General features: G+C 65.7%; 27 protein-coding genes and 3 tRNA genes. 12 read left to right on the forward strand and 18 right to left on the reverse strand.

Annotation, left to right across the window (positions count from 1 at the left end):
• Position 1 precedes the first annotated feature (1 nt).
• The 6 genes from ACVOLJ_RS07710 to ACVOLJ_RS07735 all read left to right on the forward strand — a co-directional run bounded on the left by ACVOLJ_RS07710 (position 2) and on the right by ACVOLJ_RS07735 (position 5,965).
• Complete coding sequence (locus ACVOLJ_RS07710; RefSeq protein ID WP_475278027.1) at positions 2-511, forward strand: pilus assembly PilX family protein; 510 nt, start codon at positions 2-4, stop codon at positions 509-511.
• A gap of 11 nt (positions 512-522) precedes the next feature.
• Positions 523-4,386, forward strand: a complete 3,864-nt coding sequence (locus ACVOLJ_RS07715) for a pilus assembly protein (RefSeq protein WP_481563842.1) — start codon at positions 523-525, stop codon at positions 4,384-4,386.
• 12 nt (positions 4,387-4,398) lie between these two features.
• Positions 4,399-4,827: a type IV pilin protein gene (locus ACVOLJ_RS07720; protein ID WP_475278029.1), complete on the forward strand. Its 429-nt coding sequence runs from the start codon at positions 4,399-4,401 to the stop codon at positions 4,825-4,827.
• A 66-nt stretch (positions 4,828-4,893) separates the two neighbouring features.
• Positions 4,894-4,970: transfer RNA gene (locus ACVOLJ_RS07725), tRNA-Asn, on the forward strand.
• A 276-nt stretch (positions 4,971-5,246) separates the two neighbouring features.
• Positions 5,247-5,747, forward strand: coding sequence for a hypothetical protein (locus tag ACVOLJ_RS07730; protein WP_481563843.1), 501 nt, complete (start codon positions 5,247-5,249; stop codon positions 5,745-5,747).
• Positions 5,744-5,965: a hypothetical protein gene (locus ACVOLJ_RS07735; RefSeq protein WP_481563844.1), complete on the forward strand. Its 222-nt coding sequence runs from the start codon at positions 5,744-5,746 to the stop codon at positions 5,963-5,965. The genes ACVOLJ_RS07730 and ACVOLJ_RS07735 overlap by 4 nt, the downstream gene beginning before the upstream one ends.
• A 91-nt stretch (positions 5,966-6,056) precedes the next feature.
• Here ACVOLJ_RS07735 and ACVOLJ_RS07740 read toward each other — a convergent pair whose 3' ends face one another.
• Complete coding sequence (locus ACVOLJ_RS07740; RefSeq protein WP_481563845.1) at positions 6,057-6,578, reverse strand: hypothetical protein; 522 nt, start codon at positions 6,576-6,578, stop codon at positions 6,057-6,059.
• A 161-nt stretch (positions 6,579-6,739) separates the two neighbouring features.
• Between ACVOLJ_RS07740 and ACVOLJ_RS07745 the strand changes: the two genes are divergently transcribed.
• Entirely contained in the window at positions 6,740-7,351 is a 612-nt protein-coding gene (locus ACVOLJ_RS07745; protein ID WP_481563846.1) for a hypothetical protein, read from the forward strand.
• On the opposite strand, the gene dcm is transcribed toward ACVOLJ_RS07745, so the two are convergent.
• The 11 genes from dcm to ACVOLJ_RS07800 all read right to left on the reverse strand — a co-directional run bounded on the left by dcm (position 7,309) and on the right by ACVOLJ_RS07800 (position 17,242).
• Positions 7,309-8,742, reverse strand: coding sequence for a DNA (cytosine-5-)-methyltransferase (gene dcm / locus ACVOLJ_RS07750; protein WP_481563847.1), 1,434 nt, complete (start codon positions 8,740-8,742; stop codon positions 7,309-7,311). The two genes, ACVOLJ_RS07745 and dcm, sit on opposite strands and share 43 nt — an antisense overlap.
• 276 nt (positions 8,743-9,018) lie before the next feature.
• Positions 9,019-9,234, reverse strand: coding sequence for a hypothetical protein (locus ACVOLJ_RS07755; protein WP_481563848.1), 216 nt, complete (start codon positions 9,232-9,234; stop codon positions 9,019-9,021).
• A 28-nt stretch (positions 9,235-9,262) separates the two neighbouring features.
• Positions 9,263-9,985, reverse strand: coding sequence for a hypothetical protein (locus ACVOLJ_RS07760; RefSeq protein WP_481563849.1), 723 nt, complete (start codon positions 9,983-9,985; stop codon positions 9,263-9,265).
• A gap of 226 nt (positions 9,986-10,211) precedes the next feature.
• Entirely contained in the window at positions 10,212-10,826 is a 615-nt protein-coding gene (locus ACVOLJ_RS07765; RefSeq protein ID WP_481563850.1) for a hypothetical protein, read from the reverse strand.
• Between the two features lie 127 nt (positions 10,827-10,953).
• Positions 10,954-11,406, reverse strand: coding sequence for a hypothetical protein (locus ACVOLJ_RS07770; RefSeq protein ID WP_481563851.1), 453 nt, complete (start codon positions 11,404-11,406; stop codon positions 10,954-10,956).
• Complete coding sequence (locus tag ACVOLJ_RS07775; protein ID WP_481563852.1) at positions 11,381-11,626, reverse strand: hypothetical protein; 246 nt, start codon at positions 11,624-11,626, stop codon at positions 11,381-11,383. The genes ACVOLJ_RS07770 and ACVOLJ_RS07775 overlap by 26 nt, the downstream gene beginning before the upstream one ends.
• On the reverse strand, positions 11,619-12,134 hold the full coding sequence (locus tag ACVOLJ_RS07780; RefSeq protein WP_481563853.1) for a hypothetical protein: 516 nt from the start codon (positions 12,132-12,134) through the stop codon (positions 11,619-11,621). The genes ACVOLJ_RS07775 and ACVOLJ_RS07780 overlap by 8 nt, the downstream gene beginning before the upstream one ends.
• Positions 12,135-12,594: 460 nt before the next feature.
• A complete protein-coding gene (locus ACVOLJ_RS07785) occupies positions 12,595-14,628 on the reverse strand; it encodes an AAA family ATPase (protein WP_481563854.1) in 2,034 nt (677 codons plus the stop codon).
• 3 nt (positions 14,629-14,631) lie between these two features.
• Complete coding sequence (locus ACVOLJ_RS07790) at positions 14,632-14,889, reverse strand: DNA-binding protein (RefSeq protein ID WP_481563855.1); 258 nt, start codon at positions 14,887-14,889, stop codon at positions 14,632-14,634.
• Between the two features lie 337 nt (positions 14,890-15,226).
• Positions 15,227-16,417 carry a tyrosine-type recombinase/integrase gene (locus ACVOLJ_RS07795; RefSeq protein ID WP_481563856.1) on the reverse strand — a complete coding sequence of 397 codons (1,191 nt, stop codon included), beginning with the start codon at positions 16,415-16,417 and terminating at the stop codon, positions 15,227-15,229.
• A gap of 288 nt (positions 16,418-16,705) precedes the next feature.
• Entirely contained in the window at positions 16,706-17,242 is a 537-nt protein-coding gene (locus ACVOLJ_RS07800) for a GspH/FimT family pseudopilin (RefSeq protein ID WP_481563857.1), read from the reverse strand.
• Positions 17,243-17,394: 152 nt separating this feature from the next.
• On the opposite strand from ACVOLJ_RS07800, the gene uvrB reads away from it, so the two are divergent.
• From uvrB to ACVOLJ_RS07815, 3 genes are all read left to right on the forward strand, one after another.
• A complete protein-coding gene (gene uvrB / locus ACVOLJ_RS07805) occupies positions 17,395-19,419 on the forward strand; it encodes an excinuclease ABC subunit UvrB (protein WP_475278031.1) in 2,025 nt (674 codons plus the stop codon).
• Between the two features lie 106 nt (positions 19,420-19,525).
• Positions 19,526-19,600: transfer RNA gene (locus ACVOLJ_RS07810), tRNA-Val, on the forward strand.
• Between the two features lie 98 nt (positions 19,601-19,698).
• Positions 19,699-19,773: transfer RNA gene (locus ACVOLJ_RS07815), tRNA-Val, on the forward strand.
• Positions 19,774-19,880: 107 nt separating this feature from the next.
• Here ACVOLJ_RS07815 and ACVOLJ_RS07820 read toward each other — a convergent pair.
• The 4 genes from ACVOLJ_RS07820 to ACVOLJ_RS07835 all read right to left on the reverse strand — a co-directional run bounded on the left by ACVOLJ_RS07820 (position 19,881) and on the right by ACVOLJ_RS07835 (position 21,498).
• On the reverse strand, positions 19,881-20,204 hold the full coding sequence (locus ACVOLJ_RS07820; protein ID WP_475278032.1) for a hypothetical protein: 324 nt from the start codon (positions 20,202-20,204) through the stop codon (positions 19,881-19,883).
• Positions 20,205-20,465: 261 nt separating this feature from the next.
• Positions 20,466-20,657, reverse strand: a complete 192-nt coding sequence (locus ACVOLJ_RS07825) for a hypothetical protein (protein ID WP_032975717.1) — start codon at positions 20,655-20,657, stop codon at positions 20,466-20,468.
• Positions 20,658-20,722: 65 nt separating this feature from the next.
• Complete coding sequence (locus tag ACVOLJ_RS07830; RefSeq protein WP_025875233.1) at positions 20,723-20,917, reverse strand: hypothetical protein; 195 nt, start codon at positions 20,915-20,917, stop codon at positions 20,723-20,725.
• Between the two features lie 11 nt (positions 20,918-20,928).
• A complete protein-coding gene (locus tag ACVOLJ_RS07835; protein ID WP_475278033.1) occupies positions 20,929-21,498 on the reverse strand; it encodes a peroxiredoxin family protein in 570 nt (189 codons plus the stop codon).
• Positions 21,499-21,647: 149 nt separating this feature from the next.
• Here ACVOLJ_RS07835 and ACVOLJ_RS07840 point away from each other — a divergent pair, with 149 nt between their 5' ends.
• Positions 21,648-21,788 (forward strand): hypothetical protein, encoded by a 141-nt coding sequence (locus ACVOLJ_RS07840; protein ID WP_475278034.1) that lies wholly within the window; start codon positions 21,648-21,650, stop codon positions 21,786-21,788.
• A 9-nt stretch (positions 21,789-21,797) separates the two neighbouring features.
• On the opposite strand, the gene ACVOLJ_RS07845 is transcribed toward ACVOLJ_RS07840, so the two are convergent.
• Positions 21,798-22,085, reverse strand: a complete 288-nt coding sequence (locus ACVOLJ_RS07845) for a hypothetical protein (RefSeq protein WP_481563858.1) — start codon at positions 22,083-22,085, stop codon at positions 21,798-21,800.
• Between the two features lie 39 nt (positions 22,086-22,124).
• Positions 22,125-22,892: a MipA/OmpV family protein gene (locus ACVOLJ_RS07850; protein ID WP_481563859.1), complete on the reverse strand. Its 768-nt coding sequence runs from the start codon at positions 22,890-22,892 to the stop codon at positions 22,125-22,127.
• 144 nt (positions 22,893-23,036) lie between these two features.
• On the opposite strand from ACVOLJ_RS07850, the gene ACVOLJ_RS07855 reads away from it, so the two are divergent.
• Entirely contained in the window at positions 23,037-23,708 is a 672-nt protein-coding gene (locus tag ACVOLJ_RS07855; protein WP_475278037.1) for a response regulator transcription factor, read from the forward strand.

A 23,708-nucleotide genomic window follows, 5' to 3' on the forward strand; every position in this document is an offset into this window, starting at 1 on the left:
CATGAAACGACTCTCCCGTTCGTTCGTCGCCCCGGCCCGGCAGCGTGGTGCGGTGCTGTATGTCGCACTGATCATGTTGATCCTGCTGGCCCTGATCGGCATCGCCGGCATGCAGGTGGCAGGCATGCAGGAAAAGATGGCCGCCAACTATCGCGCCACCAACACCTCGTTCCAGGCGGCCGAAAGCATGACCCGGCGTACCGAGCGGGCCATCGAGGCCATCGCCAACCGCACGTCGCCGGCCAGTGATGCGCCCATCCAGTCGAGCAGCATCCAGCTGAACTGCGATGACGGCTACGACCCGGTTGCCTGGGGGCGTACCAAGCAGATCACGGCCGCCGAGTCGGTGAACGTGCGTCGGATCGACACCTGCATCATCGGCAGTGGTTCGCTGGGCATGGGCAAGCCGCTCGATCCCACCGCGCCGATCTACCAGATCACCTCGTTCTCGACGGACTCGCAGGCGGGCCCGTCCTCGTCGGCAGTTGTCGACACCGTATTCAAGCTTTGAGGATCGCGGCCATGGTCACGCGCAAATTCGGCATCACCGCGGGCGTGGGCGCATTGCTGCTCGCCTCGGGTGTGTATTTCATCTACAACCTGTTCGCCGCACAGGGGCAGGGCGAGCTGGCGCAGGCACCGATGAACTCGGTGAGCTCGGCGCCGCCGGCCTTCATCATGGCCGTCGATGATTCCAACTCGATGACCTTCGAGCGGATCTTCGTCGGCGGCGATGGCCGCATGCAGTGGAATGGCAGCAGCTTCTTCCAGTCAGCGGGCGTGTTCTACAACGTCGGTGCCGGCTGCAGCAACAACTCGGTCGACTGCTTTCTGTACCTGTTCCCGCACAGCGGCTACAACGGCAGCTACAGCCCCGGCCGGGCGATCCCGCCGCTGGACGTGTTCGGTTTTGCGCGTTCACCGGCCTACAACGCCGGTTACTTCGATCCGAGCGTGAAGTACGAGCCGTGGCGCCTGGCCCAGGCCGATGCGTCCAACAACGTGCTGATGCCTGCAGCCACCATCAGCCAGACCCGCGCCGATCCGCGGACCGGCGCCGATTTCGCCACCGCCTATGGCGTGACCTACAACCTGGAGGCCAGCCGCGCCAATACGGGTGAGACCTTTGGCGTGGTTACCGGCATGACCCTGCCCAAGGGCACGGTGTACTACGCCAATGGCGAGATCTGCAACACGACCTACCGCGACTGGCTTGGCAATACCCGTTCCAACAACGACGGGCTGAAGGACACCAACCGCAAATGGGTTGCACTGGACAAGGACTGGGTTGCGCCCACCAACTGCCTGGTGCCGATCCAGTACTACCCGGCCACCTATTACCTGCCGGAAGCAACGCCTGCACCGGCCGGCTACAAGACCGATGACGCCAGTCGCCCGCTGATCAGGAATGCGTGTGGCCCGGGCTGCAACCTCTACCGCTACACGATCGCTTCGGGCAACTACTCCAGCGGCTACAGCGACGCGATCCAGAATTTCGCCAACTGGTTCCAGTACCACCGCAACCGCATCCTGTCGATGGTCGGTTCGTCCTCGCATGCGATGGGCCAGATCGAGAACATGCGCGTGGGCTACTTCACGATCAACAATCTCACCGACGTGACGATGTATGACGTGGCCAAGCAGCGCGCGGCGCTGTATCAGCAGATCTACTCGCTCAAGCCCAATGGCGGCACGCCCAACCGCGAAGCGGTGGACTTCCTCGGCAAGCAGTTCCGACGTACCGATTCCGGCGCGCCGGTCGCCCTGGCCTGTCAGCGCAACGGCGGCATGCTGTTCACCGATGGCTATACCAACACCACCAGCAAGGTGCCGAAGGGCACCGATTACGGCAATGCTGATTCCAGCGGGACGACGCACTTTACCGGCGCGCCGTTCGCCGATGGCTACAACAACACCATCGCTGACATCGCAGCGGCCTACTACGACAGCAGCTCGCTGGTACCGCTGCGCGGCGGCGCGGCGTTCCCGGCAGGGCAGGTGCCGGTCAGCAAGCAGTGTGAATCGCTGAGCAAGAGTTCTGCCGACTGGAAGCGCCTGGACTGCCAGACCAACCTGCACATGAATTTCTATGCGGTGACGCTGGGCGCGCAGGGCAGGATCTTCGAGGTCAACCAGGCGGCGACCCGGGATCCGTACACCACCACGCCGAACTGGAATGCCAACGGCAATCCGGTGGATTCCGACGATGGTCGCGTGATCGATGAACTCTGGCACGCCACCGTCAACACCCGCGGTGAATTCATCAACGCCAAGACGCCGGCCGAAGTGACTGCGGCGATGCGCCGCGTGCTCTCTGCGGTGGCATCGGGTTCTTCGCCGTCGGGCAGCATCGCGCTGACCGGTGCACGTATCGGTGCCGGCTCGCTGACCGTGACCCCGCAGTATGAGGTGGCCAACGAAGGCACCGACTGGTTCAGCCGTCTGCGTGCAAACCAGGTTACGGTCGATCCCAAGACCCGTGCTGCGGTGTACACGCCGATATGGGAGGCCAGCACGGCCTTCCCCTCGCCGGCAGCGCGCAAGATCTACTACGCCAATGGCGCATCGGTGAGCGAATTCAACGATTCCACCGTGACCCTGGAAGCGCTCTGCGGTACGCCCAGCAACCTCTATCCGACCATGAGCCGCTGTGACGCGGCGACACTGACCGGCCTGGGCGCTACCGCCACCTCGGCAGTGGCCTACCTGCGCGGCGAAACCGCCGGTGAAGTCCGCAATGGTGGCAAGCTGCGTGACCGCTCCGCGATCCTTGGCGACATCATCAACTCGTCGCCGCTGATCAGTTCGCCGATCGACGACTATGGCTACCGCGCCCTCGGCGGCACGCTCGGCACGTCCTACGACGCCTACATGAAGGCCAAGAAGGACAATCGTTACATGGTCTATGTCGGTGCCAACGACGGCATGCTGCATGCCTTTGATGGCGGCATGGACGCGACGGGCAAGCTGTCCGGCACGGGCGGCAGCGAGACGTTCGCCTATATCCCGGGCACTTCGGTCGGGCACATGGGTAACCTGCTCAAGCCCTACAACCCGCTCAATGCCAAGGACCAGGTGCCGCACCGCTACTTCGTCGACGGCCCGGTCACCGTGGGTGACGCGTACTACGGCAAGAGCTGGCATACCACCCTGGTAGGCACTACCGGTGCCGGTGGTCGGGGCGTGTTCGCGCTGGATGTGACCACGCCTGGCAGCTTCGGCTCGGGCAGCCGGCTGTGGGAGATCAACGACATCACCGGCGCCAGCCAGACCATCCGTGACAACATCGGGCATGTGCTGGGCAAGCCGGTCATCGTGCCGGTCAAGTCGGGCACCACCGTGAGCTGGAAGGCGATCTTCGGCAATGGCTACAACAGCAAGAGCGGCAAGGCCGTGCTGTTCGTGGTCGACCTCGACTCCACCACCTCTGATCCGACCGTGCGCATGATCGAGGCGGTGGAGACCGGTACCGCTGTTCCGGCCGGCGTGAACGGCCTGGGCAACATCGTGGTGCTGGACCGCAAGAACAACACCGATCCCTCCATCGCGGTACGCGATGGCTACGCCGACACCGTGTACGGTGCCGACGCCAAGGGCGCGGTGTGGCGGTTCGATCTGCTGTCCACGTCCAACGCGATCTCCACCCCGGTGTTCACCTCGCTTGCCGCCGTGGAGAATTCGCAGACCTACCGGCAGCCGATCACCGGCGGCCTGGCAGCGGCCACGGGTGAAGGTGGTGGTGTGCAGCTGGTGTTCGGTACCGGCAGCTTCTCGTTCCTCAATGATGCCAAGGACGTCACGCTGCAGTCGCTGTACTCCTTCACCGATCGCTCCGGGACGACCATCACCACCGTGACGCGCGGCAACCTGCTGCCGTACGCGGTCTCCACCGGCTCGGACGGCGTTTCGCGGACCATGACAGTGGGCAACAGGCCGTCCAACCTGCTGGGGTGGTCCATCGATCTGCCCACCGGCGAGCGCTTCGTCGGCTATCCGGAAATCGTGTCCGGCGTGCTGTTCATGCCGACCTATGCGGCCAAGGTCACCGCGACCGACTGCAGCACGGTGGGCGCGAACTGGTTGTTCGGCCTGGATGCACGTACGGGCGCACCCGCGTTGTCGACCGTGCGGGTCGGTTCGCCCGGCGGGTCGGGCTTCGGCAAGGGCACCGCCGCCATCGCGCTGGATACCGGTGGCACCGCGCCGATCAAGGACGTGGCTGTGTCGGTGGTGCCGCGCCTGGAAGCGCCTGCCAACCCGGGCGGTGGTGCCGCGCCGCCGGCGGTTCCTGGCAGCGGTTGCTGGATGGTGGTCAACGTGGCCGGTGCCCCGCCGATGTATCTGCCTTATCCCTGTGGTCGCCAGTCCTGGCGCCAGATCCAGTAACGGAGACCGCCCATGTTTTCCTTCCGATCCAGTCGTGTCCGTTGCCAGCATCCGCGCGAAGCGGGATTCACCCTGATCGAGTTGATGATCACCGTTGCGGTGGTGGCCATCCTGGCTGCCGTCGCGGTGCCGTCCTACCAGGATCAGGTCCGCAAGTCGCGGCGCGCACAGGCCAAGGCCGACCTGGTCGAGTACGCGCAGATGGCCGAGCGCTTCCATACCGTCAACAACACCTATACCGGATATGCGCTGGGCTCCAAGCAGTCACCGCGCGAAGGGGGGACGGCGTGGTACACCCTGGGCATCCAGCAGACGCAGTCCACCTTCACCATCACCGCCACGCCCAATGGCAACCAGGCCAAGGACAAGTGCGGCACGATGACGCTGAATCAGGCCAGCGTGAAAACGCCTGCCGAATCCAAGGTGTCAGGTTGCTGGTGACACGTGCCGATCGTGGTGGGCGAGGGCTTGCATCCTTCTTCTGCAGCCTCTAGAATGCGCCTCCCCGCCCGAATAGCTCAGCCGGTTAGAGCACTTGACTGTTAATCAGGGGGTCGTTGGTTCGAGTCCAACTTCGGGCGCCATGATATTCAAGCACTTAGGCCGCGCATCGTCGCGGCCTTCGTCTTTTGTGGGCTCGTGAAAACACGAAAGCAACACAAGAATTCGGACCCGCGCGTCTTGGCGAGTGCTTCGTAAGCCTCCTAGCACGACGCCGGACGCGCCGACCATCATCGTTTTCCAGAACTGCTCCCGAAACGTCATTTCCAGCGAACGATAATTCACGGCACTCAAAAGTGTGCGTAGCTTCGCTCACCAGCTGGTCAACCGATCAGTGATAGCTAGCTGGAGAAATGAAGATGGAAAACGAAGCAAAGAAGGCCGCGAACGTGATGGACCTGGTGGCCGCGAACGAGAGGCACTGGAAGATGGTAGGCATCGAGCTGGCGCTCACCAGCGGAGTCCGCGCAGCCTGCGCCCATGTCGGCATCATGCAGGGAAAGTGCACGCCGAAGGCCCTGCGGGAGTTCTGCGTCGATGAGCTGGGCGAGGATACCTTCGGGCTGGTGTACAACGAGTCCGAGAGAGAGGTGTTGCCTGGTGATGCTGGCAAGCACCTCCGCGCATACATCGCGCTCGAAACGCTGTTCGGCAAGGACTGGATGAAGCGCGCCGCGGAGGCCTACTTCACGGATCGCGGCTGGGGACAACCAGCGCAGCGCGCGGAAGCCGCGGTCACGAACGCCACCGAGGCGCTGCAGGAGTTCCGCCGCCGTGAGCAGGACACCGTGACAAGGTGGCTGAAGCGCGAGGCGCGCTACCAGGCCGCGCTCGCGCAGGCATTCAGGGGCGTTGCATGAACGTTGATCCCCGCGTCCGGGTGCGGCGTCGCGTCGAGAAGCGCTTGTCCCTGCACGTCGGCAGGAACGTCCGCATCAGTGGCGAGGCAAACGACCTAGTCGGCACCATCCGCGACCACATGGTCTTCCGAAAGGGTGAGGCAGAAATGGTGGAACTGCGGCTCCTGCTGGAAGAGTGCCTGACCGAGCTGGACGAGTTCGAGAAGGTGCACACCTGATCCACCGTCAGCAAGCGAAGCGCCACAAGGCGATGAAAAGAAAGGGCCACCGCGAAGGTGGCCCTTTCTCGTACACGGCGGGAGAACGGCGTCAGCCGTCGGACGGCGCGGGCTCGACCACTCGCACGGTGGACAGCGCGTCGGCGGACTGCTCCTCGTCCATGTCGGCGGGGTGGCACTTCTGACGGGGCGGAACCTCGACGCCCTTCTTCCTCATGTCGTTCGCGTACCAGCGGACGCTCTTGTCCGTTGCATGGGCACCGTCGATCTGCGCGTTGACCATGTCGGCCACCAGCGCGTGCGGGTAGCCCGCGGGGTCCATCAGGATCGCGCGTGCGAGCGCGCCGACCCCGAGGCCGCGGCCGCGCGGCTTCCTCTCGGTCGCCTCGGACGTCTCGACAACGTCGGCCTGAGGCTGTGCGCGCTGTTCGGCCGCCTTGGGCTTCTTCGGCTGCCCGAACGAGGCGAGGTCGATGCTCTTGGCCTCGACGATCTGCTCGATCCGCGCGACGAGCTTGCCCCGGGTCGCGAACGTCTTGGGACCTGCCGGCTTGTCGGCGATCCGGTTGTGCAGGTCAAGCAGTTCCTTGGTGGGCATTTCTTCCAGCTTCATGGCGTTCTCCTACGTGTTGGTGGGCACGTAGGCATTAGGTCGCGGTTCCCTCAATCCGGGAGCCCCTTGAGGGCACTTTATGGGCTGAACTCGATTCGGCGGCGGGGCGCAGGTACCATCCCTACCAATGCCCGTGGGGCGGTGGCTTGGGAAAGGTTTTGATGAGGAATCCGGCTCAGGAGGCGCTGCTTCAGCAGCTCGAGCATTACAGGTACGGTTTGACCGCGAAAATCGTGGGTGACTCGGTGGACTACGTCCACCAGATTCTCGACTCGATCGATTCCCAGCTGTTGACTGCCGCGGACACGCGACTCTCGCAGCTGGTCGAGCTCGCGAACCTGTCCGCGATCATCGGGAACCTCTTCCGCACGGGCATCTGCCGCGCGTCGGACGGCATCTTCCTGCCGAACGCGCCGCACACCTACCCGGACATCCTCGCGAACAAAGACTTCGTGGATGCCAGCGACGTGGAGATCAAAGTCGCGCTGGAGAACAACAAACCAAAGGGCCACCTTGTGAAGCCCGGTCCGCACATCACCGTTAGGTACGTGCTTGCCGACGAGCAGGGCAACTACGTCCGCGGCAAGCAGAACCGGGGCGTCGTTCCCTACATATGGGAGGTCCGCATCGGCGAGCTGGAAGAAGCTCACTTCAATTTCAGCAATACCGAGGGCGACTCAGGCAAGACGGCCGTCATCAATGCCGCAGGCATGAGTGCCCTCAGCGTCGTCTACTTCGACAGAGCGCGCTGCCCGTTGGTGCGAGGTATCTGATCCGCTTCCCGCGCGTGGATCGACTCCGCGAGCACGCGCCCAAGCATAGGCGGCACGGCGTTACCTATCTGCTTGACCACCTGCGCGGTGGTTCCGACGAAAGAGTAGCTGTCCGGGAAGCTCTGTAGCCGCGCGCCCTCGCGCGGCGTCAGCGCCCTGTGCTGGTAAGGATGGATGCACCGGTTGGATGAGGGGTGCACGAAGTTCACGGTGATGGTGTTGCTGGGCCTATCGGCGTCGAGGCGGCTGTAGCACGAACTGAAGCCGCTGGTGACCATGCCGGGAGGCAGGTCGCTGATCGACGATCCCGCGTGCCTGATGATCTCCATCATCTTCTCGGAGTGCTTAGTCGCGCGATGCCAGGACAGCTCCGCCGCCCCATCGCGGATGAAACGCTGGTAATCCGTCGCCTGCACCGGCTGCCCGTACTCTCCGACCTCTTCGCCGGACTCGACGGGAGGCAGGTCGCCGATAGCGTCAATTAGGGTGACCGCGGGCTTTAGGCCGCTTCTCTCCAGCGGCAGCGATGACAGAAGCTCGCGGTGCTTCCCGGCCATGCTCCTGTGACTGACATAGTGGGTCGGCTTCGGCCACTCGAACTCCACCCCCAGCCGGTTACCCACTATGACCACGCGCTCACGATTCTGCGGGACGCCGAAGGATGCGGCGTTGAGGATGCGGCAGCTAACGCTGTAGCCCATCTCGGAGAACGCATCGATGATCGCGCGCAGCTTCGCGCCGCCCTCGTGGCTGACTAGTCCGACGACGTTCTCGAAAACGAACCAGCGGGGGCGCAGGCCGGCGAGCATGAGGACGTAGTGCTCGACCAGCGAGTTCCTGCGGTCGGACTCGGTGAGCGTGCGGAAGGGCCTGATGGACGAGAAGCCTTGGCACGGTGGCCCGCCGACGATGACGTCCACCTCGCCGACGATCTCGCGGATCGCTTCCGGCGAGGTCTCGCGTATGTCGCCCGCGAGGCCTGCCGCGTGCTCGTGATTGGCCGTAAACGTCGCGATGCGATCCGGCAGAAGGTCGATGCCGCCAACGGTGACGAACCCGCCGGCCCGCTCGAAGCCGTAGGAGAGCCCTCCTGCCCCGCAGAACAGGTCCAGAACCCGCCAGCGGCCGTCGTTGGTCGGCAGCGGGCTGCGCGCTGCCGTCACATCCAGGTTGCCGCGCTTGCTGGTCGTGTAACCCTCTCCGGGCGTAGCGGTGGACAGGAAGTCGGCGTGGACGCGCGACACCTCCGTCGCCTTGACTCCGAGCGCACGCGCGAGACGCGCTGCGCCGCCGCGCGGGATTGGCGCCAGGCCGCGCTCGATGCGCTTCAGGTCCTCAATGGGCAGGTTCGCGAGCTCGGACAGGTCGGACAGCTTGAGCTTCGCGCTCACCCTCAGTTCCCGGATGCCGCCGGGGATCGCACTCTTAACATCCACGCTCGTTGTTCTTCTCATTCCAATAGTCCAAGTGGTAAGTCTATTTGGAATGTGTCGCGTAAGCGGAGATCAGTCAGCGCGCCCGGGTCGGCCCTCTGATGTACAACCTGTGGACAACTTGGCCTAACGCCTTAAAAAAGAAGGGGATGCCGTCAGGACATCCCCCTCGAAACACGGCCGGGCCACCCGTTGCCCTCTGCGCACCTAACCAACCCGGCCGGGTTTGCTCGGTCAGGCCGGGAGCGATGCCTCCGCCTCGGCCCAGGTGGCCCGGTCCAGGTAGGCGTCCCACGCGCGGCTGTAGTGGTAGCCGGCCAGGGCCGCGGCCTCGTCGAAGGCGGCGGACCAGGGCTCGACCCCGGCGCCGGACGCCCGCTCCGCCAGGGCGTCGAGCAGGTCGCGTCCGGTGCGCAGGGCGACGGCCATCCCGGCGAGCGCGATGGTCACGGGGTGGTCCGCCGCGTAGTGGGCCTGCTTACTCATCGCCGCCCCCGATCAGCTCGTGGTCGATGTCCCGCTCGCGCATCGCGAGGGTCACGGCGTCGATGGGGTTGCTCTTGCCCGCGTTCCAGGCCCGGATGGAGGTGAGAATGTTCTGGAGCCTCAGGTCGCCCAGCTTGATGAACTCCTGCACCTTTGCGTAGTCGTCCATGCGCATCGCGAGGGCGAACTCGGCGGGGCCAACGGGGCGGTCCTTGCTGGGCATCCTGTCGAGCAGGGAGAGGACGGCGGAGCCGAGCGCCACGTTCCGGCTGGACACCGCCACCTGCGCCATGTGGCCCAGCTCTGCCGGGCCGGCGTGCTGGAGCTGCTGGAGGTAGGCGGTGCGGCGCTCGTCCCCGAGCGCGGCGCGCGCCAGGACCTTGGCCGGGGAGTCGTAGAACTGGCGCTGCGCGATCAGGCTCGCGTGCGGGGCGCCCGCCTCCTTGATGATCTTGTCCAGCTCGGCCTTCGCGTTGTCCTTGATCTCGCGGACGCTGGCGAGGGTCTCGTTCTGGGCGAACCTGGCGAGGTCGCCGGACGAGAGGCCGGGGGCGTTCTTCCAGCGGGACGCGATCTGCTGCTTGCGGGTCGCGACGTCCGCCTGGAGCCTGGAGATGGTCTTGACCGTGCGGGCGTACAGCAGGTCGAGGGTCGAGGCGAGCGTGCCGATGTCGGCGGCGCTGAGGAGGGGTGCGTTGGTGAGTTCGATCTTCATTGCTCGTTGGCTCCGGTGGGTTTGAGGTCCTCCGGTCGCTCTTGAGCGCGTGCACCAGCCGAGGTGCGGGTCATGCGCGCCTGTGCGCTGACCGGATGCTCAGAACTTTGTCGCGCGGGCGGCGCGGCGGACACCAACGTTTGCCCGGCCGTGCTCCGCCGCCGCGGTCAGCGTGGCGGCGGCTTGCGATTCATGGGCTTGGTCGCGTCGGCGCGCCGACAACCAATCAGGGGGCGCGTGCGGCCAGTGCCTTTGCGAGGGCGAATACCACCTCGTCGGGGAACTCGTTCCGCATGGTGTTGAAGGCTGAGCAAACCACGCGCACGTTGCCCGGCACGTAGCCCCTGGAGCAGTCGATGCGGTCGATACTGGGAGCCCATGGGCGGCGGTATGAGCCTCCGCTGCGCTCCCATGTCAGCGGCAGGCCGGTGGCCGAGCACCTCATCGGCGCGAGCATGGCCTCGACTTGCTCCTCTGTGAGGGCGCAGTCCAGGTTCCGCTTAGCCGCGCTCTGCTTGCACTGCTTGAGCAACTGCCGCGCGGGGTATCTCTCGCGCCATGCGTTGACGGCATCGCGCGCCTTATCAGGGTTCTCTTCGCGGTATCGCCTAGCTTTGGCTAGGACCTTCTCCGGATTCTTCCCTATCCACTTGGAACTGGCCCCTCGGCCTTCCACGCGACGCGCGTTCACCCAGTCTGCTCCATATCGAAGGAACCATGACCGGTAGGTATGAAGTGTGTTCCTTTGAGGAATCCTGCCGGTGTCGATTTCCACGAGCCGCGCCAGCTCGCCCGGGTCGTCCACGCCTTCGGCCATGTGGCGCGCGGCGCTCTCGGTCATCGTCATAGCCATTCGGGGCACCTCAAAGTCGCGATGCCCTTACTGTGTCGTGCTCCGCCATCCGCGCGAGCCATCGCATTCCCATTCGGATCAAGGCCGCGGCGTCGCGCCGCGCACCGATGGGATGTCAGGCGTCCCCGTCCGGGCGCGCGCCGACTGGCGTCCCGCCCAGGCCGCCGCACTCCTCGCAGAGCCGGACGCGCGCCACGTCCTCAGAGAAGTGGGGGCGGCGGCAGCAGAGGCAGCGCACGTAGCCGACGCGGCGCACGACGCGCGGTGGCTCGCAGTCGGGGTCGAGCACCTCGGCGCGGCGCGACAGGTCGCCGGAGAACGGCCACCGCGCCGGCTCGACGAGCGGCCTGGCGATCTGCCTGTCGTCGAAGGAGCCGAACCGCCTGCGGGGGCCGGGCGTCGCGCCGAGCCACTCGTAGTCGGGCCACCTGTCCGAGTGGCAGCGGCCCGACACCCCGTTGGGGCTGAGGCCGAGCGCCTGGGCCGCGGACCTGGCGGAGGGGTAGACCTCGCCGCCGATGCGCACGGGGACGCTGTGCCCGTTAGTCCCCGCGGTTGACGCTTCCATGCTCTCGCCGGTTCTCGTACTCGGTGCTCATCCGCTGCCAGGCCTCGACGTCCAGGCGCGGCACGGGGCCGATGCATGTGGACTGGCACGTCTGGGTCAGGGCGCCCCGCCCGCCCATCGCGGCCACCGTCTCGGGAGCTGTGCCCTCGATCGCGTCCAGCATGGCGTCGATCTGCGCGGCCTGGGCGAGCGCCTCGGCCACGGTCAGCTTCTCACTCATCGTCTTGCTCCTCGTGCTTGTTGGCCGCGTACTTGGCGAGAAGTGCGGTGAGCTGCTTGCGCTCGTCCGCGGGCATGGCCAGCAGTGCCTCGGCGGACAGCCCCGTGTCCTCGACCTTGACGGACAGCCTGTCGGCCATCTGCGGGTACCTCCACTTCAGGAGAACCTCCATCAGCCGGTCGGAATACTTCCTGATCGTCTGCACGCGCTCCTCCCCGGTCACCGGGTCGGTCACGGTGGACAGTCGGCCCTGGTGCACCAGGGGCTCGTCGTGTCCGACCACGGACCGCCTGTATGCCTCCTCGAGCAGCGCGTCGAGCGCGACCTCGACCGCGGCCTCCCACTGCTTTCGGAACTCCAGGTCGTTCGCGCGGTGGTAGAAGGCGGTGGATCGCACGATCCCGACTGCGGCGGCCGCAGCCTTGGGACTCGCGGTCTCCTCAAGGACCTCCAGGAAGCGGGCCTTGCGCTCCGGGGTGAAGGTGTTCGGGATCGACGGCCTGCTCACGACTTGGCTCCTGAAAGATGGTGTGCAAAGTGAATATGGCGTGCTTACGCGCGCAGGCACGCCAGTGTTTGTCCATGCCGATCAATCGCTTGGATGGGGTCCGCCGACCGATCAAAGATCAGGGGGTTTTCTTCGGTGCCGCCTCGCCTCGCGCGTGAGGACCTCGGCACACCAGGTTGGACGCATCCGTCCACGCGCTGTCGATGATGTGGAGGGTTCGGTTTTCGATAGTCGGTCTGATTGTCACGTTCGTCGTCTATAGACTGACGAACGCCGTGACAATCGAATCCGCCAGTGACTTTCGCTTTGACAATCGGGTGGCCGAAAGCGGCCTAAGTGCTTGCCGCGCTTAGATTGTCGCGCTGACAATCGAAAGTGACTTTCGGCGACAATCTGATTGTCACGGGGCGCGACAATCGAGCTCCGAAAGTCGCGCCCCGTGACAATCGAAAACGCGCGTTCACCCGTCCGTCCTGACCAGGATTCCGAGCTTCGGGTTGCGCGGGTCCGCCGCTTCCTGCCACACCATGAAGCCGTCGACCGACGCCTTGGCGTTCTCTCGCCCCTCGGGCACTGACCGCTCGATTCGGCGCCGCGCTGTCTTGTCCGCGACGCCGTCCCGCGCGCAGATGATCTCGGCCAGTTCCTTCAGCGGGATGCTGCCGCCGCGCTCCTCCGCTGCCTGCCGCGACAGCTCCAGGATCGGGTCCATCCCTCCACTGAAGTCACCCGATGCGTCTGCCATCACGGTGGCGCGCAGCACGAGGGAGTCGCCCACCTTCTCCATGTTGAAGCGCATCGGGGGTTCGCGCTCCGCGTCCTTCTGCTTCTTCACGGTGGCGACCAGCGAGCGTCCGTCGGTCGCGCGCTCCACCTCGACCGTGGTGTCCATCGCGCCCAGCAGCGCCGTACTGCCTCGCATTCCCTTGCTCAGGTCCTTGCCCGAGTGGTGGACCACGACCACCGTGGCGCCCGTCGCGTCGCGCAGCCGCTTCATGCTCGCGATGTAGCGCCCCATGTCCTTCGCCGAGTTCTCGTCTGCGCCCGCGGCCGTCTGGTTCAGGGTGTCGATGACGACCAGGCGCAGCGGCCCCAGACCTTCGGTCACCGCCTCGACGAAGGCGCGCACGCCGCCGTCCTTCTCCGCCGCGAGGTTGAGGTCGTCGCGCATCAGGTGCAGGTCGAACCTGCGGCCCTGGGCGCACCTGTCCATCTTCCAGGCGCGGAAGCGCTTGCCCAGGCCGGGCGCGCCCTCCGCAGCGATGTACAGGACGCCGCCGCGCTCGACCTGCCGTCCGTGCCAGTCGGTGCCGCTCGCCACGGCCATCGACATGTCCACCGCGAGGAAGGACTTGCCCGACTCCGGCGCGCCGTAGATGGCTGCGAGGCTGCCCTCGGTCAGCACGCCGGGCACCAGCCAGTTCGGCGGCGGCAGCGACTCCACGTCATCCAGCGACAGGAAGTTCCAGCGGCTGCGCTCCTCGGCCGGCTCGACCTCGTCCCACACGTCGAAGTCGTCGGCGGCGTCGGGCGGCGCGATGCCGCCGCCAACCTCCTGCAGGAACATCTGCAGGGTCGCAGTGGTGACGGCCTCGTCCCTGTCGGCGTGCAGCGAGTCCCAGCGGCGTCCGACTTTCCACTCCTGCCCGCGGTAGTGGCCGTCGCCCATGCACCAGTCGATGAACTCCTGTCGTCCTTCGCCGTCGGTGGCGAAGTGGCAGGCCATCATCAGGTCGCGCCAGCGATCGTGCTGCTTCTCGCCGAAGTCGCAGGGATCGAGTTGCGCCAATGTCTCGGCGAGCTGTTCGGGCGTCAGCTCGCCCGCGCCGGTCGCCTGCTTCTTGGGGCGTTCCGGCCTGCGCGCCTTCTCGACCAGCCTTGGGGGCAGATCCGGCATATCGGGCAGCGGGGGCGAGTCAGGCGCCCAGCGGTATAGGCCACCGGTCGGGTGCACAGAGCCCGCCGCGACGACCTGGCGGCCGAGCGACTTCAGCTCTACGCCCTCGAAGCCATCCACGGTCTCCAGCAGCACGACGCCCGCGGGCTTGTGGAAGTAGTAGTGATGGCCGGGGTGGGTCAGGTTGCCGGTCAGGACGTGCGGCGCCGACGCGAGCGGCAGGTCAAAGGCTGCGGCCAGCTCGGCCAGGCTGTCGCGCCCCGCCGGGAAGTTGCGCGGGTCCACGTCCACCACGACCACGTCGGCCGGCAGGCGCACGCCCAGGTTGAGGCCGTCGCGCCTCGCACGCTCCAGCACCTCGCCCCGGTCGTATGCGCGCTCCTGCCAGCGCCTGTCGGCGGGCACCTTGTCGCGGCGGCGCAGGGGAATCAGGTCCAGCCGGGCGCGGCGGTACTCGGATGCCGCCTCAAATGATGGCGTCGCGGCGGCAGACCCCGCGGCATCATTGACCCCGTGAGTCCTGGACAGCTCACTCCTCTCGCTGGTCACTTCGCGCCCACGGTCTCGTATGCCGTGGGCGTTTTCTTCTGCGGCCATCGGTCAGCCCTCCACGGCGGCGCCGCGGCGCTTCATGTGCGCGCGCAGGTCGCCCATCCGGTAGCGGACCGTCCGCGATCCGAACACCAGGTGCGGCGGGTGGTTCTCGGGGCGCTGGCTGCGGCTCCAGGCCAATGTGCGCGGCGTCAGGCGCAGGAAGGCAGCGGCCTCCACGCTTGTCACGACCGCGTCGTCCGGCAGGGCGTGCAGCTCTGCCAATTCCTGCGGCGTGAGCCTCTTGGGTTCGTAGGGTTTCGCCATCTCTATCAGCTCCAGTCAGTGCGGCGAATGCCGCGGGATGACTGCCTGCTGTGCGTCGCAGAGATGGACCCATGCCCCCGTCAGTCGGTGTCGGGGTGGGCCTCGGCCACTTTTGCCGCCGAAGGCTCTTGTGACCGCCATAGCCATTGCCGACGGTCCTCCGGGTCAGTTGCTGACCGGGATTGACTCGATATTACTTGCTAGCCGAAGCCAAAAACACCATTGCTCGATCAAGTCGTCCGGGTGGCTTCGTGTCGCGCCCGGAAGGTCCCGGGCTGCTCAGCGCCTAGGCCAAGGCCACCGGACGCGACACGGTCCACCTGGTGAGGCCGTGCGGCTATTCCTTGAGCCGCGGCGGCCACGAACCCGACTCGTGGACCATGCCCAAGGCTTCGAGGATGTAGGCCGACGCCTTCTCTTGGTGCTCGCGCAGGTGGTCCAGCGACGGGTGCAGGTAGCCCATCGTGACGCCGCCGCTCGACGCGCTGTGGTTCAGCAGGAACTTCAGCTCCAACAGCGGGACGCCCGCCTGCAATGCCAGCGACGCATAGGCGTGGCGCAGGGCATGCCCCGTGAGGCCGTCGAGTTCGGGCTGCTGCACCTCGGCGACGTGCCCGCTCTTGCTGTCCGAGGGAAACAGCCACGGACTCCTGCGGTTGATCGCAGGGTTGGCGGCAGCCCGGTGGGCGACCAGATCGCTCAGCACAGACGACAGCGGCAGGTCGAACGCGCGGGCGGCACCGCCCTTGGGCGATGGAACGTGCAGCGCGAGTCCGTCGTCGCTCGCCTGCTCCATCTTGGCCTCGCACGCGGCCGTGCGCCTCATCCCCGATAGCATCATGAAGAGGTTGAGGTCTCGCCTCACGGGCGACAGGCCCAGCACCGCCTTGCCCCACGCCTTGAGGCGATCCGCCTCGACGTCCACCTTCCTGCGCTTCTGCCCGTGGAAGTCCACGTTCATCGCCGGATTGGCAGGCAGGTCCGGGTGCTCGCGCAGGCCGCGGTTGTAGACGGCTCGGAAGATGCGGAACACCGCGTCGGCGGTGGTGGCACCGCTCCTCTTCGTGATGCGCGCGTGGCGCTCCCGCACCCCCGCACGATCCGCGCCGAGTTCGGCCAACGGTGTGTCGAGCCAGTCCGGCAGGTAGTGGTCGCAGTTGTAGCGGTATCCCTCTACCGTCTTCGCCGACAGCTTCTTCGCGGCGATGTGCAGGTCCAGCGCCTGCCTCAGCGTCATGCCCCGCGCACGCGCCTTCCTGCGTTCTTCCGTCGGGTTGACGCCCGCGCGCATGGCGACCAGCGTCTTGGCGGCGAGCGCCCTCGCGTCCTTCGCGCCAAGCGCCGGGTGCTCGCCGATCTTGGTGCGCACCTGCCGGCCTCGCACAAGGCTCTGGGTGTAGTAGGAGCGCTTGGTGCTGGACACTATCAGGTAGAAGCCCCGCAGCTCGGGGTCGGCGTACAGGGCCGTGCGGCCACGCTCCACCGGCGGCGCACGCTCGACGAGCGCCTGTGTGATTTTTGCTCTCATGGGTTGGATTCCTCGACGTTTGAGACACCGTCTGAACACTGTTTCTGCGCACAACAACGCAAGGCTGTGCACGCTGAAACCCTCAGACTCGACGCCATCATGTCGAGCAATTTCAACCGCGTAAGCGCGTTTTTGCCCCAAAGATCAAATCATGGCAAAGCGCACTCGTGCCGTCTGTTAATCAGGGGGTCGTTGGTTCGAGTCCAACTTCGGGCGCCAGATCATTCAAAAGCCGCGAGAAATCGCGGCTTTTGTCTTTTCCGATGCTGCGGCGGTCATGCGCGGCGGTTACTGGCAGGGTTGAGGTCCAGTGTCCCGAATCGAGCGCGCGCGGCCGCTGTTGTTGACGATCACCTGGCCATGGCGCCGCCCGCGCGCGCAGATCGTGACGGTGAGGTTGCTGCCCAGGCTGCGGCCATTGGCCGCATAGCGTAGCGAGCGCCTTCCATTGCTTGCCAGTGCCTGGACGCCGGAAGCGCGGGAACCCGATTGGTGGCGCAGTACATCCGCCTGCCGGGCCGGTTGGCCCTGCTGGTCCTGATCCAGGTAGATCATCCACCCGCGGCTCCAGTCCTGGATGCACTGCTGCCCGTCGGCGCTGGCGCAGACGCTGACGATCTGCCGGCGGCTCAGCGCGGTGCTGCGTGCTGTGGCGAAGGCCGAGAGCAGCTGGAACCGTGCAGAATCGCACGCGATCCGGTCCCGCAACGACTGGAAGGTGGGGAAGGCGAGGGCAGCAAGGATGCCGGCCACGACAATGGCCATCAGCAGCTGCAGCAGGGTGTAACCGGAGGGACGCTGGGTGAGGGTGTCGTACGGGGGCATGGCAGATGGCCTGCAGGGGACGTCTTGTCGACCCTGAACCTTTCCCGGCGCAGTCCCCATCGGTGAACGCCGCCGACCTGCCTCGGAACGACCCTCAGCCGTCCGTCACCGACCTCCTCGTATACTCACACTCCCCGGGAACTGGCAACACCATGAGCGACAGTTTTCAACTCGTCTCGCCGTATTCGCCGGCGGGCGACCAGCCCAATGCCATTGCCAAGCTGACCAGCAACTTCGAGGCCGGCGTCGCCAAGCAGACCCTGCTGGGCGTGACCGGCTCGGGCAAGACCTACACCATCGCCAACGTCATCCAGCAGATCCAGAAGCCGACGCTGATCATGGCGCCGAACAAGACGCTGGCGGCGCAGCTGTATGGCGAGTTCAAGGCGTTCTTCCCGCACAACGCGGTGGAGTATTTCGTCAGCTATTACGATTACTACCAGCCTGAAGCGTACGTGCCCTCGTCGGACACCTTCATCGAGAAGGACAGCTCGATCAACGAGCACATCGAGCAGATGCGCCTGGCCGCGACCAAGACCCTGCTGTCGCGCCCGGATGCGATCGTGGTGGCGACGGTGTCGGCCATCTACGGCCTGGGTGCGCCGGAAGACTATCTTTCGCTGCGGCTGATCCTGTCCAAGGGCGAGCGCATCGACCAGCGCGACCTGATCAACCACCTGACCCAGCTGCAGTACACGCGCAACGAGTACGAACTGCAGCGCGGCACTTTCCGCGTGCGTGGCGAAGTGATCGACGTGTTTCCCGCAGAGTCGGACAGCGAGGCATTGCGCATCGAGCTGTTCGATGGCGAGGTCGAGAAGATCACCATGTTCGACCCGCTCACCGGCGAGACCATGCGCAACCTGATGCGCTTCACCGTCTACCCCAAGACCCACTACGCAACCACGCGGGAACGGGTGCTGGCGGCAGTGGAGACCATCAAGGTCGAGCTGAAGGAACGCCTGGAGCAGCTGTACGCACAGAACAAGCTGGTGGAGGCGCAACGCCTGGCGCAGCGTACCCAGTTCGATCTGGAGATGATGGCCGAAGTGGGCTTCTGCAACGGCATCGAGAACTACTCGCGGCACCTGACCGGCAAGAACGCCGGCGAGCCGCCGCCGACCCTGTTCGATTACCTGCCGGCCGATGCGCTGCTGGTGATCGACGAATCGCACGTGACCATTCCGCAGATCGGTGCCATGTTCAAGGGCGACCGGTCACGCAAGGAAACATTGGTGGAGTTCGGATTCCGGCTGCCCTCGGCGCTGGACAACCGCCCGCTGCGTTTCGAGGAATGGGAGGCGCGCTGCCCGCGCAGCATCTACGTGTCTGCCACGCCAGGGCCCTACGAGTACCGCGAGGCAGGCGAGGATATCGCCGAGCTGGTGGTACGCCCGACCGGCCTGATCGATCCGATCGTGGAGATCCGCCCGGTCGGCACCCAGGTGGATGACCTGATGAGCGAGGCCAACGAGCGCATCAAGGCCGGCGACCGCGTGCTGGTCACCACCCTGACCAAGCGCATGGCCGAGAATCTCACCGAGTACTTGACCGAGCACGGCATCCGCGTGCGCTACCTGCATTCGGACATCGATACCGTCGAGCGCGTGGAAATCATCCGTGACCTGCGCCTGGGCAAGTTCGATGTGCTGGTCGGCATCAATCTGCTGCGCGAGGGCCTGGATATGCCGGAGGTCTCGCTGGTGGCGATCCTCGATGCCGACAAGGAAGGCTTCCTGCGGTCCACCGGTTCGTTGATCCAGACCATCGGTCGTGCGGCCCGCAACGTGCGTGGCAAGGCGATCCTGTATGCGGACAAGATCACCCGTTCGATGCAGGCGGCGATCGATGAGACCGACCGTCGTCGCGCCAAGCAGGTCGAGTACAACCTGGAGCACGGCATCACCCCGCGCTCGGTGGCGCGGCCGATTGTCGATGTGCTGGAAGGTGCGCGCTCCGATGCTGCCGAGAAGGAATCCCGGAAGGGCAAAGGCAAGGGCAGGCCGGGTGTGGCCGAGGACGCTGCCGATTACCGTTCGCTCAGCCCGGCGCAGTTGGCTGCCCGCCTCAAGTCCCTTGAGCAGCAGATGTACCAGCACGCCAAGGATCTGGAATTCGAGGATGCCGCGCGCGTGCGTGATCAGATCAGGCAGCTGAAGGAGGCCAGCCTGGGCTGAACGGGCCGGCGTGGCTTTTCTTCACAAGAGTATTGCGCTTGGCGGCCGGCATCCGTAATATACGCGGCCTGCACCGGCGCAAACGCGCAGGTTCAGAGGCAACAACGGGCGGTTAGCTCAGCGGTAGAGCACTACCTTGACATGGTAGGGGTCACAGGTTCGAACCCTGTACCGCCCACCACGAAGTCCCTGCCGAGGGGCGTTCGTGAACAGAAAAGCCCGGCCCTGGCGCCGGGTTTTTACGTAGAAGCATCAGCCTGCGGGCTGCACGGGATATTTGGGCGGTTAGCTCAGCGGTAGAGCACTACCTTGACATGGTAGGGGTCACAGGTTCGAACCCTGTACCGCCCACCACCGGCTCCGGCAACGACGGGAGCGGTGGACACGACGAAAGCCGGCCCTGCGCCGGTTTTTTTGTGCCTGCGATTCGACCTGTTTCCCGCAGGCCCGGGGGGCCGTCATCAGTCGCGCTGTTCGATACTCACCGTGCGCTGCAGTTGCCATCTGCCATCGATGTGCTGCCAGAGTTGCATCAGGCCTTGCATGTGCGCCTGCCCCTGCAACCCAGCGACCGGCTTGTCCTGCACATGACTCCGGGCCAGGCGCAGCACGCGATCGGTGCTGAGTCGCACGATGCGTGTCGCGGCCTGTTGATCCAGCGCAGGTGCACCAGCGGCGCGTTGCGCATCGGCCTGCTGGATCTGCATGCGCAGGGCGTCGCTCCCGGTGCTGGCGCTGCGGTCGCACAGGCCAGCCATCAACAGCAGCAGGGCAAGCATCGGCATGGCACGGTGCTCCGGAGAAGGGAGTTCAGCGTGTCACTGCGGCCTGCAGGGTGAAACCGGCATGCGACGAAGACCGGAAAAGCGTGCGCCAAGTGCCATCTGCGAGGATGAATCGGCGGCGTGGGCAGCACGCAGGGCCAGGCATGGCCCCAAAAGCGGCCGGGCCGCCTGCGAAGACGGCCCGGCGCGTTGGTCCGCAGGTGCCCCGATTGGCCGGGAAGCCGAGGGCCAGGTCACCCAGCGAACGCTACAGCGGCCGAATCACATGGGATCGCAGCAGACCAGCAGACCGTGCGAGCCGGCATTGCCGTAGGGGCAGCTCGGATGCTCCTTGCAGCCTGGCGCAAAACCGGTCTTCACCGGGGTAGCGAATGCCTGCGCAGCACCGAATGACATCGCGGCAACAACCACGATGCCGGCAATGGACGAGAACAGTTTTTTCTTTCCGATCATGTGTATCTCCTTGGAGTGGCGATGGAACATGAGCTCACCGCTTGCGGGGCGGTGTCGAAGCAGGCTCAGTTGGCGACGCAGCAGATCCGCGTGCCGCCGGCACGGCCGTTGCCGCCGAACATGCACCCGGGGGTGTCCACGCAGCCCGGTGCGAAGCCGGTCTTCACCGGCGTGGCGAATGCCTGCGCGGCACCGAATGACATTGCAGCAACGATGACGATACCGGCGACGGACGAGAACAGCGTTTTCTTCCCGATCATGTGTATCTCCTTCAGTTGGTGTGGCTTCCCGGATTCATTGCAAAGGCGACGGCGGTGACCGTCTCTGCGTCGAGCTGGCCGACGTGCTTGTAGGCGATGCTGCCGTCTGCGGCGAGCACCATCAGCATCGGTGTCAGCGTGGCGCGATAGCGCTTGGACACTTCGCCCTCGCTGTCGATGGCGATGGGGAACTGCAACGCGTGCTTGCCGGCGTAATCGGCCAGCTGGTCGTACGGAGGCAGGCCGACGCCCACCAGTTCGGCGTTGCCGCGCGCAGCGGCGATCTGCTGCAGCTGCGGCACCGAGGCCAGGCAATAACGGCAGGCCGTGGAGAAGAAGTAGAGAATCTGCGGAACGGCACGTGGGCCGCCGATATCGACATGGGTCTGCTGCGTTGTTCGCAGCGTCAGCAGGTCAGGACGTGTGCCAGGGGCAAGGCCATGCGCATCCAGCTGGGTCTGTTGCAGCTGTGCTGCCATCTGTTCGTTGATCTGCCGCAGCTGGCGGTTCTGCCAGGAAAGCAGGATGACCAATGCGGCCAGAAGCAGTGCGACTACAGGAAACAGGACGCGCTTGAGCATCGATCATCCTTGAACGCAGCGTTGAACCGAACATACCGCAATTGACGGCAGGGTTGTTAAGCTTTCGTATCATTTGTGACCGGAGCGCGGGCAGCATGCTTGCCGTGTCGCCGCGCAGTGATGCAGTTCACAAACCCAGAGGATTCACCATGAGTGACCACGCTCCCGTTTCGCGCCCGAACCCGATCATCGAACTGCTGTTCGGTGGCAACATGCTGGAAGGCACCTTCAAGGCCGTGGTGTGGGTTGCGCTGTTGTCCGCGCTGCTGGCCTGGTCCACCTACCGCTGAGCACGCTGCTCACGCAGCAGCGAACACCTGGCGCAGGCTGCGCAGCGTTGCCTGCCGGTGTTCGGCCGCACCCGGCTCGCCCATCTCCAGTTCCTGCAGGCGCAGCCCGACAAGCGTCATCGAAAGCGCGTAACCACGCGCAGCATCGGCAGCGCGCGACAGGCCGAGCGCGCTGCGGGTCAGTGCATCCACGTGGTCCCGGTCCGGCAGCAGGCCCAGATAGACCTGCTCGGCACTGTCCAGATCAGGCGCGCGCAGGATCGCCTGGGCATCGGCGGTGGGGGAGGCGGCGGCCATGCGGGATCCTTGTTGTCGGTGGGGCGGATGCAGGTTCGGTCAGAACGTGCGCATCAACGAGATGAAGGCCGATGTCTGGCTGCTGCGTCGTGCCATCGGGCTGTCTTCGACGGCATCGCCAAACCACTGGTTGGCGACAACGCCGGTGGCGCGCCACTTGGTGCCCAACGGCGTGCTGACGGCAATCTGCAGGCTCGGCGAGGTCGCACTGCCAGGCGCGTAGGCGGCCAGGCCGGAGCGCCGGGATTCTTCATCGCTGATGCCGTAGTAGTAGTCGAGCAGGCGCGCGCTTGAATGCACCACGCCCACCCGCGGCACCCAGGTGAAGCGGCCGGCCTGGATCGGATAGCTGTAGTGCAGGCTCGATTCAATACCGCCGCCGTGTCCGCTCACTTCACGCTTCACGCTGGCCGCCAGCGCGCCCCAGTCGGCGCTGTACTCGGCATTGACGCCGACCATCGCCGACATCTGCCGGCTGTGCAGGAGCCGCAGCTGCGGATCGTTCACATCGTCGGTCTTGAAGCGCAGCGTGTAGGGCGTGACCACGGCCGACAGGCGCAGGCCATCGGCCTTGTAGAGGTTCATGCCCAGCGAGCCGGGGCTGGCAAAGAAGCGCTTGCCCTGCCAGGAAAGTGCCGGCAGCAGCAGCGGCTTGTCGTCGTAATGGGCGTAGGCGCCGGTGGTGGCGCCGAAGGTGATGCCGGCCTGCACGCCAGGTGCCTGCTCCTCGGCCTTGGCCAGCAGCGGCGAAGAAAGAACGACGGTGCACAGCAGCGGGCGCAGCAGGGTGGGGGACAGAGAAGGCATCGATGGACTGGGTTGCAGGAATGACGATGCATGCTGCGCGCACAACATTGTCGGAACATTGCGCGGGCGCAATCTACCGGCATCGCCGCCACTTGCACGCCGAAGGCACTATGATCGGCACCGTTTCCGGTAGCCGAGCCCCCGATGCGCATCCTCCTGGTCGAAGATGATCCTGATCTCTCCCGCGCCCTGCAGTCCGGGCTGGAGCGCCAGGGGGTGGTTGCCGATGTGGTCGGCAGCCTGGCCGAGGCGGCGCTGGCCCTGCGCGAGCCGGTGCACCAGCTGATGCTGCTGGACCGGCAGCTGCCGGATGGCGACGGCGTGGCGTTCGTGGCGACCGCACGTGCGCTGCGCCCGAATCTGGCGGTGATCATGCTGACCGCCAAGGGCAGGTTGTCGGACAAGGTGGAAGGCCTGGATGTGGGTGCCGACGACTATCTGGTCAAGCCGGTGGCAATCGAGGAGCTGATGGCGCGCATCCGTGCGGTGTCACGGCGGCCCTCGGCGATGGTGACCCCGCGGCTGCGGCTGGGCCGGCTGGAGTTTGATTTCGAGTCGCTGCAGGCGCAGGTGGACGGAACACCGGTCGCGCTGCCACGGCGGCAGGTGCTGGTGCTGCAGGCATTGGCCATGCGCCAGGGACGCACGGTCACGCGCAGCGCGCTGGAGGCGGCGGTCTATGGTTTTGATGATGAGATCCAATCCAATGCACTGGATGCGCATATTTCCAAGCTGCGCAAGGCGCTGCAGCAGGCCGGCGCAGGCGTGGAGATCCATGTGATCCGCGGTGTCGGCTATCTGTTGGCGGAGGCCTGA

The sequence above is a fragment of the Stenotrophomonas sp. STEN046 genome (genome assembly GCF_056759755.1).

Bases quoted from the DNA above. Each gene is read 5' to 3' on its own strand.
- ACVOLJ_RS07710 (WP_475278027.1), top strand. From the start codon at position 2: ATGAAACGACTCTCCCGTTCGTTCGTCGCCCCGGCCCGGCAGCGTGGT.
- ACVOLJ_RS07715 (WP_481563842.1), top strand. From the start codon at position 523: ATGGTCACGCGCAAATTCGGCATCACCGCGGGCGTGGGCGCATTGCTG.
- ACVOLJ_RS07720 (WP_475278029.1), top strand. From the start codon at position 4,399: ATGTTTTCCTTCCGATCCAGTCGTGTCCGTTGCCAGCATCCGCGCGAA.
- ACVOLJ_RS07730 (WP_481563843.1), top strand. From the start codon at position 5,247: ATGGAAAACGAAGCAAAGAAGGCCGCGAACGTGATGGACCTGGTGGCC.
- ACVOLJ_RS07735 (WP_481563844.1), top strand. From the start codon at position 5,744: ATGAACGTTGATCCCCGCGTCCGGGTGCGGCGTCGCGTCGAGAAGCGC.
- ACVOLJ_RS07740 (WP_481563845.1), bottom strand. From the start codon at position 6,578: ATGAAGCTGGAAGAAATGCCCACCAAGGAACTGCTTGACCTGCACAAC.
- ACVOLJ_RS07745 (WP_481563846.1), top strand. From the start codon at position 6,740: ATGAGGAATCCGGCTCAGGAGGCGCTGCTTCAGCAGCTCGAGCATTAC.
- ACVOLJ_RS07760 (WP_481563849.1), bottom strand. From the start codon at position 9,985: ATGAAGATCGAACTCACCAACGCACCCCTCCTCAGCGCCGCCGACATC.
- ACVOLJ_RS07765 (WP_481563850.1), bottom strand. From the start codon at position 10,826: ATGACCGAGAGCGCCGCGCGCCACATGGCCGAAGGCGTGGACGACCCG.
- ACVOLJ_RS07770 (WP_481563851.1), bottom strand. From the start codon at position 11,406: ATGGAAGCGTCAACCGCGGGGACTAACGGGCACAGCGTCCCCGTGCGC.
- ACVOLJ_RS07775 (WP_481563852.1), bottom strand. From the start codon at position 11,626: ATGAGTGAGAAGCTGACCGTGGCCGAGGCGCTCGCCCAGGCCGCGCAG.
- ACVOLJ_RS07785 (WP_481563854.1), bottom strand. From the start codon at position 14,628: ATGGCCGCAGAAGAAAACGCCCACGGCATACGAGACCGTGGGCGCGAA.
- ACVOLJ_RS07790 (WP_481563855.1), bottom strand. From the start codon at position 14,889: ATGGCGAAACCCTACGAACCCAAGAGGCTCACGCCGCAGGAATTGGCA.
- ACVOLJ_RS07795 (WP_481563856.1), bottom strand. From the start codon at position 16,417: ATGAGAGCAAAAATCACACAGGCGCTCGTCGAGCGTGCGCCGCCGGTG.
- ACVOLJ_RS07800 (WP_481563857.1), bottom strand. From the start codon at position 17,242: ATGCCCCCGTACGACACCCTCACCCAGCGTCCCTCCGGTTACACCCTG.
- uvrB (WP_475278031.1), top strand. From the start codon at position 17,395: ATGAGCGACAGTTTTCAACTCGTCTCGCCGTATTCGCCGGCGGGCGAC.
- ACVOLJ_RS07820 (WP_475278032.1), bottom strand. From the start codon at position 20,204: ATGCCGATGCTTGCCCTGCTGCTGTTGATGGCTGGCCTGTGCGACCGC.
- ACVOLJ_RS07825 (WP_032975717.1), bottom strand. From the start codon at position 20,657: ATGATCGGAAAGAAAAAACTGTTCTCGTCCATTGCCGGCATCGTGGTT.
- ACVOLJ_RS07830 (WP_025875233.1), bottom strand. From the start codon at position 20,917: ATGATCGGGAAGAAAACGCTGTTCTCGTCCGTCGCCGGTATCGTCATC.
- ACVOLJ_RS07835 (WP_475278033.1), bottom strand. From the start codon at position 21,498: ATGCTCAAGCGCGTCCTGTTTCCTGTAGTCGCACTGCTTCTGGCCGCA.
- ACVOLJ_RS07840 (WP_475278034.1), top strand. From the start codon at position 21,648: ATGAGTGACCACGCTCCCGTTTCGCGCCCGAACCCGATCATCGAACTG.
- ACVOLJ_RS07845 (WP_481563858.1), bottom strand. From the start codon at position 22,085: ATGGCCGCCGCCTCCCCCACCGCCGATGCCCAGGCGATCCTGCGCGCG.
- ACVOLJ_RS07850 (WP_481563859.1), bottom strand. From the start codon at position 22,892: ATGCCTTCTCTGTCCCCCACCCTGCTGCGCCCGCTGCTGTGCACCGTC.
- ACVOLJ_RS07855 (WP_475278037.1), top strand. From the start codon at position 23,037: ATGCGCATCCTCCTGGTCGAAGATGATCCTGATCTCTCCCGCGCCCTG.